This is a genomic window from Parashewanella curva (genome assembly GCF_003675895.1).
In the GTDB taxonomy this organism is placed as follows: Bacteria; Pseudomonadota; Gammaproteobacteria; order Enterobacterales; family Shewanellaceae; genus Parashewanella; species Parashewanella curva.
Window position 1 is genome coordinate 23,160 of the sequence record NZ_ML014802.1, and the last position, 6,367, is coordinate 29,526.

General features: G+C 39.2%; 7 protein-coding genes and 1 pseudogene. 4 read left to right on the top strand and 4 right to left on the bottom strand.

Annotated features, from left to right (window positions below):
• Positions 1-13: 13 nt before the first annotated feature.
• The gene (gene truC, locus D5018_RS15200; protein ID WP_121839851.1) at positions 14-820 is read right to left on the bottom strand and encodes a tRNA pseudouridine(65) synthase TruC; all 807 of its coding nucleotides are present in this window, start codon (positions 818-820) and stop codon (positions 14-16) included.
• A complete protein-coding gene (locus D5018_RS15205) occupies positions 813-1,124 on the bottom strand; it encodes a YqcC family protein (protein ID WP_121839852.1) in 312 nt (103 codons plus the stop codon). Before D5018_RS15205 ends, truC begins: the two co-directional genes overlap by 8 nt.
• Positions 1,125-1,237: 113 nt before the next feature.
• On the opposite strand from D5018_RS15205, the gene D5018_RS15210 reads away from it, so the two are divergent.
• The 4 genes from D5018_RS15210 (at position 1,238) to D5018_RS15230 (ending at position 4,295) form a co-directional block, all read left to right on the top strand.
• Positions 1,238-1,780 (top strand): septation protein A, encoded by a 543-nt coding sequence (locus D5018_RS15210; RefSeq protein WP_121839859.1) that lies wholly within the window; start codon positions 1,238-1,240, stop codon positions 1,778-1,780.
• Positions 1,781-1,782: 2 nt separating this feature from the next.
• Positions 1,783-2,082 carry a YciI family protein gene (locus tag D5018_RS15215; protein ID WP_121839853.1) on the top strand — a complete coding sequence of 100 codons (300 nt, stop codon included), beginning with the start codon at positions 1,783-1,785 and terminating at the stop codon, positions 2,080-2,082.
• Positions 2,082-2,888: an exodeoxyribonuclease III gene (gene xthA, locus D5018_RS15220; RefSeq protein WP_121839854.1), complete on the top strand. Its 807-nt coding sequence runs from the start codon at positions 2,082-2,084 to the stop codon at positions 2,886-2,888. Before D5018_RS15215 ends, xthA begins: the two co-directional genes overlap by 1 nt.
• A gap of 1,050 nt (positions 2,889-3,938) precedes the next feature.
• A complete protein-coding gene (locus tag D5018_RS15230) occupies positions 3,939-4,295 on the top strand; it encodes a hypothetical protein (protein WP_121839856.1) in 357 nt (118 codons plus the stop codon).
• A gap of 7 nt (positions 4,296-4,302) precedes the next feature.
• Here D5018_RS15230 and D5018_RS15235 read toward each other — a convergent pair whose 3' ends face one another.
• Positions 4,303-4,944: a class I SAM-dependent methyltransferase gene (locus D5018_RS15235; RefSeq protein WP_121839857.1), complete on the bottom strand. Its 642-nt coding sequence runs from the start codon at positions 4,942-4,944 to the stop codon at positions 4,303-4,305.
• 79 nt (positions 4,945-5,023) lie between these two features.
• Positions 5,024-6,241 (bottom strand): annotated as a pseudogene (locus D5018_RS15240) (DNA topoisomerase); the annotation flags it as partial.
• Positions 6,242-6,367: the final 126 nt, after the last annotated feature.

Here is a 6,367-nt window from a genome sequence, read left to right on the forward strand (position 1 = left end):
ATACCTGTTTAATTTAATTAACAATATCGATTATAGGCTCTGTTAACAAGGTTTCATCATTCCAACCCAATTGTTCGAATATTTCCAGCCATTCTTTTTCAAGCTCGGCTTCTACTTCAATTCGTTCATTGGTTACAGGGTGAGTAAAGATCAGCTTTTTAGCGATAAGCCAAAGGCGGTTCACGCCAGAAAAACCTCTAAAAAATTTGTTTTGCTTACCATCACCATGAGTGGTATCTCCAATAATGGGATGTCGAAAATGCGCCATATGGCGGCGAAGTTGATGCTTACGGCCTGTGTGTGGCTGCATCTTTATCAAGGCATAACGACTGGTTGAGTATCGTCCAGACTGATAGGGGATTTCAGCATTCAATAAAGGCCAATAGTCGGTAACGGCGGACTGAGCTTCTTTGTCTTTATCGGCATATTTGTCGGCAATACCATCTAACTCTTCTTTTAAAGCGTAATCCATTCTATCGGCTTGAGTTACATGACCTCTTACTAATGCAAGATAGTATTTTTCAATACAGTGCTCTTCAAATTGCTTGCAAAGATGATTGGCAATTTTACTACTTTTGGCAAATAACAATACACCTGATGTGGGTCTATCTAAGCGATGAACAGGAAATACATGACAACCCACTAAGTCTCGTGTCATCTGCATAGCAAAGAACTTTTCTTTTCTAGATAAATAAGTGCGATGCACAAGCAAACCAGCAGGCTTATGAATGGCGACTAAGTGTTCATCTTCAAATAAAACTTCAATATGTGGTGGGGTTTCTTCTAATTCCACTTCGTCTAAGTGTGTTACATCAGTCATTAAATAACGTATCCGTTGCTTTTAATAGTTCAATTAATGGCTCTAATTGAGCCTGCTGTCCCCAAACGTGTTCAGCCATAGGAGAAATTGACATTGAACTTGGTAGCGCTTGTTCTGAGTCAATTAAGAATTGAATTTTGGGAATAAAAATAAATTGTAACCATTGTTCAAATGGCATCACATCATAAGCAAAAGGTGTTGTGCTGCTTAGCTGTTCTGTTGTCGGCGTTTGTGCTGACCACAAATCATGCTTTTTAAGCATCTGTTCTATCAGTTGCAGCTTCTGTTGAATTAATTGAGTCATTCAGAGATCTTTGGAAAAAACTTAACAAGTATATTAATCGAAAATGATGATCGTTGTTAGGCTTACATACTCGTGATACCCTCTTTGCCATTGATAATTTGACTAAAACAAGTATGAAACAAATACTCGAATTTTTGCCCTTAATCATCTTCTTCTTGGTTTACAAGTTCTTTGATATTTATGTCGCAACTGGCGCTTTAATCGCAGCAACACTTATCCAGCTTATCGTCACTTACCTTCTTTATAAAAAAATTGAGAAGATGCTACTGGTCACTTTTGCAATGGTAGCCATATTCGGAACCCTAACCATAGTGTTTCATGACGACAACTTTATTAAATGGAAAGTGACTCTTATTTACATGTTGTTCGCTGGCCTATTAATCGGCAGTCAACTGATGAATCGATCCATTATAAAGTCTATGTTAGGTAAAGAAATCGAAGCACCTGAAAAAATCTGGCGAAACTTAACCTTTTATTGGGCAGCCTTTTTTTCCGTCTGTGCAGCCATAAATATCTATATCGCCTACAATTTTTCGCTTGAAACTTGGGTGAACTTTAAAGTCTTTGGTTTAACCATTCTGAGTATTATCAACCTTGTGGGCACAATTGCTTACCTATACCCTCACCTCCCACAAGAAGAAAACGATAAGGAATAATTATGTGGTACATGATTTCATCTCAAGATGTTGAAAATAGTCTTGAGCTAAGAAAGTCGGCTCGTGCGAGTCATATCGAACGTTTAAAGCAACTTTCAGCAGAAGGCCGCTTAATGATTGCAGGACCTCACCCTGCTATTGATAACGAAGAACCCGGAGAAGCTGGATTTACAGGTTCTCTAGTCGTTGCTGAGTTTGCATCTTTAGAAGAAGCTCAAGCATGGGCTGATGCCGATCCTTATGTCGCTGCTGGCGTATACCAACACGTTACTGTTAAACCTTTTAAGCGAGTACTGCCTTAATGAAAATCGTATCGTTCAATATCAACGGACTGAGAGCCAGACTTCACCAATTACAAGCTCTGATAGATACTCAGCAACCCGACATTATTGGCCTTCAAGAAACCAAGGTTCATGATGAAGCTTTTCCATTAGAAGCGGTTGAAGCCATGGGTTACCAGGTGCATTACCATGGTGGTAAAGCCCACTATGGTGTCGCCATGCTATCGAAAAAAGCACCGATTCATGTGCAAAAAGGTTTTCCAACTGATGAGGAAGACGCACAACGCCGTATGATCATTGGTAAATTCGACCAAGAGAATGGTCGTACTCTAACTGTTTTAAATGGTTACTTCCCTCAAGGGGAAAACATCGGCCACGAAACCAAATTCCCTGCCAAACGTAAGTTCTATAAAGATTTGATGACTTATCTTAATGAGCATCACTCAAATGACGAAGACATTGCCATCATTGGCGACATCAATATCTCTCCAATTGATTTAGACATTGGTATCGGTGAAGTTAATGCCAAGCGTTGGTTAAAAACAGGGAAATGCAGCTTCCAACCTGAAGAGAGTGAGTGGCTACAAACTCTACTTGATTGGGGACTGATTGATACTTTCCGTCAACTTCATCCTACTCGTGAAGGCCGTTACTCGTGGTTTGACTATCGCAGCAAGGGCTTCGTAGATAACCGTGGACTACGGATTGATGTGATTTTGGCTACCTCATCACTTGCTGAAAGATTGGTTGAATCAGACGTTGATTATGAATTAAGAGGCATTGAAAAGCCTTCTGATCATGCGCCTATTTGGAGTACATTTAAGTAAATTTCCCTCAGCCCCTGTATATCGTTTCAGGGGCTAATTCACTCTATATTCACCTTTGATTCATTATCTTTAGAGTACACTTGGTAGCACTAAGTGGTGTCGATACGATGTCTTCAGTCGGAGTAAGTGCAGAGGTTACTAAAACTCAACCAAAAGCTAGTGAGCCAGCTCAAGAGACTAAGCGTTGCAGTAAGCTCTGCGGTTATGAAATTAAACAACCAAAGTATCTTTATACTGGAATTGCTCTTGGTATAGGCTCAGCAGTTTACTGCTTTTTTGCAATGTACCTTGTTGTTTGCTTATTAGCTTGGAGACAGCCGGTTTTTCTTGTATTGCCTGTGAAGCCTCAACTCATGAGCCTACTCCAACTAAGCAAACAATGTATCACTTTCACAATAATCAGGTATCTTAATTGTAAAATATGAAGAGAAAGGCATTGAAAATGCCTTATGCTCATACACCGATACGACGTTATTTTTCTTAAAGTTTCATCTTTTTCAGCTTAAATTCAAACAAATTTGATAGGCTAATTGTAAATTTAAAAATTGTGGCTCACATATGTCTGTAGAACGTCGCGATACAAGTGCTTTTCTTGACCAAAATGTTTCCGTTGCGGGGGAAAAAACGATAACGTCAAGCCAAAAAAGTTAATCAGTATGATGTAAGACAAATAGATATAACAAACAACCTAGTAGCTGAAGTTGGTTCTATCGCCGCTGGGAATTCACTATTTTTTGCAGGACTCGTTGTTGGAGGTTCTGGTTTTGGTCTTGCGTTAGCAACACCAGCCTTTGTCGCTGCAACCATTAGTGCTTTTAATGTCTACGACAGCTCCCGTTAATTTTAGGGAGCGAGTTTTTATCCATGAGTATCTTGGTGCTGGCGCAGCCTGGACTGTTGTTAGTTATACAGGTATTTATGGATAAGACTAAGGGCAATTAATCCTTACTTCACGATTAGTTCATGGTTAAAGCAGTATAATAATTGTATTCGAAATTGAAGTTGCCTTTAAAACAGGTAAAACTTCCAAAGTAGTTTTTGGTGGTTATTATGGCAGGTGCAGCACAATTCTCAACGACATCTCCAGATTATACGTCTCTAGAAAGAGGCCAAGAGAGAGTATCAGCCCATCCTAAAAAAGAAACCTCATCCTTTAAGGATATATTTTGTTATACCATAAGAAATTTTGAACCTGTGGATTTAAAGGTCAAAAATGATGCGTGGAGTGGATTAGCATGTTCAGGCGGGATTTTGCTAGTTATGAATTCATTCTTAACATTTTTTAAAGCTGATGCTGCTGGCCAAGCGCTTGGACTCCCCCCTGCCGTCGGAGGTACTTTAGCGTGTACGGTAAAAAATGCAGCAGCTTTGTCACTATTTTGCTGTGCCGTAAAGAAAAATAACTAACCACAATTCATAAGTTACTTTTCCTAGCATACAAAAACATAGCTATCGCTTGTAGCTGATTGGCTTGAAGCGGCATCATTTTCCGCTTCACTTCAATCAGTTCTAATCCGTTCGCTTGAAGTTGTGCCAAACAAAATGGATACGAGTGATAATGAATATAGACTTGATCTCCCGTTAAAGAAGTTTGATAACCATTGTCAAACGCACTGCCTTCCATAGTGCCAAAATACAACACACCATTCGGCTTTGATAAAGATGAGATATCAGTAATTAACTGAGCAACATCTTCTTCATCTAAATATGGTGCATTAAAACCACAAATCACTGCATCGAATTTTTGATCGATTTTGCAAATTTCACGTGAATCGAGCACTTCAAAACAACCGCCCTTAACGTTTGTTTTAGCAAGTTCAACCATAGCAGGTGATAAATCAGTACCGTGAACTTGAAAATCTGGACGTTTTTTCAATAAATAGCTTGAGATATTTGCTGGGCCACAACCAATATCTAAAATCTTGGCGTTTGACGTTGTGACCAAATCACAAATGGCATCATAAGTATCGAAGTAATGCTCAAATTCCATGTATCTATCTTGGTACTGCTGCGCTAACTTATCAAAAGTTGCAACTGAGGTTTGATATTTATCCATTGTAATGGTTTTCGCCTACCCCTATTTTTGATAACAGTCTTATACCAAGGAGTATGTACACATACAACAGCAATGATTATTAAATTGATTTTTTAGAGCTTGTTTTACCCTTTCGAAAAGTACTCTTTTTTCTGTAAAAACGCTTTTTACTCTGTGTTGATTTGACTCCTTGCAGTGCTGTGGGCAATTGTTGACAAGCTATTTCAATCAGCTGATGCAATTGATGTTGCATCGGAAGCATAAAATCCTGATAACGCGTTTCTTTACGGCTTATTGCTTCTAAACTTGATTCCCATAACGCTGTCATATCAGGTTGGCTTACATTATCAGGCAAACTTTTTATCAAACCGATTCCTGCTTCGGTGGCAAGAATGGTTTTTCCCTGTCTTTTCATAAAACCGCGCTTAAACAGCAATTCGATGATGCCAGCACGCGTTGCTTCGGTTCCTAAGCCATCGGTTTCTTTTAACACTTTTTTAATTTCAGGATCTTGAACAAAACGATTGATCCCCGTCATAGCCGATAATAACGTTGCATCGGTAAAGTGTTTAGGTGGCTGGGTTTGCTTCTCAAGTAACTCACCGTGTGTGCAAGTTAATTTTTGACCCAAAGTAAGAGGTGGAAGTAGCTGGGTTTCAGTTCTATCTGGTGAATTCTCTTTGGTTGATGACTTAAATAAACTTTTCCAACCTAAGGATTGTTCAGTTTTACTTTTGCAACTGAATTTACCACCAGCAATGGTCACTTCGACTTGGGTTTCTTGATATAAATACGCAGGGTAAAACTGTGCTAAATACTGCCTTGCAACTTGCTGATACACCTTGCTTTCATTCGCTGACAATTTAGTTAAATCAACTCGTTTTTCTGTTGGAACAATAGCGTGGTGAGCATCCACTTTACTGTCATTCCACACCTTTGATTTTAGGTTTGTATTAGGCTGTGGAATATTCGAAACTAGCTCAGAAGCATTCGCTACAACCGCTGCTACAACGCTTGACGCAAGTTGCAATTGCTCTTTGGGAAGGTAACGACTGTCTGATCTTGGGTAGGTAATTAGCTTGTGCTTTTCATATAAACTCTGACAAATAGACAGAACGTCTTGTGCCGACATTGCAAACCGTTTAGCGCAATCAATTTGTAAACTCGATAAGTTGTAAGTCAAAGGCGGATTTTGTTTTTTATCTTTTGTTTCCAGTTTTGTAATTTCTGCTGCTTGGTCACCTATGCGACTGACAACATTTTCAGCTAACCCTTTAGCCAATACTCTACCTTCTTCGTCCATATAAGGCTGACAAGCTAGGGCAAACGGGTCTAAATTAGACACTCAGTTTGCCCACGGTTAAAACCTTCATCAAATAATCTTCATCCCAGCCAGCTTTTAACCGTTTGCTTTTTATTCCAACTTTTGCTGTTTTCTCATTTT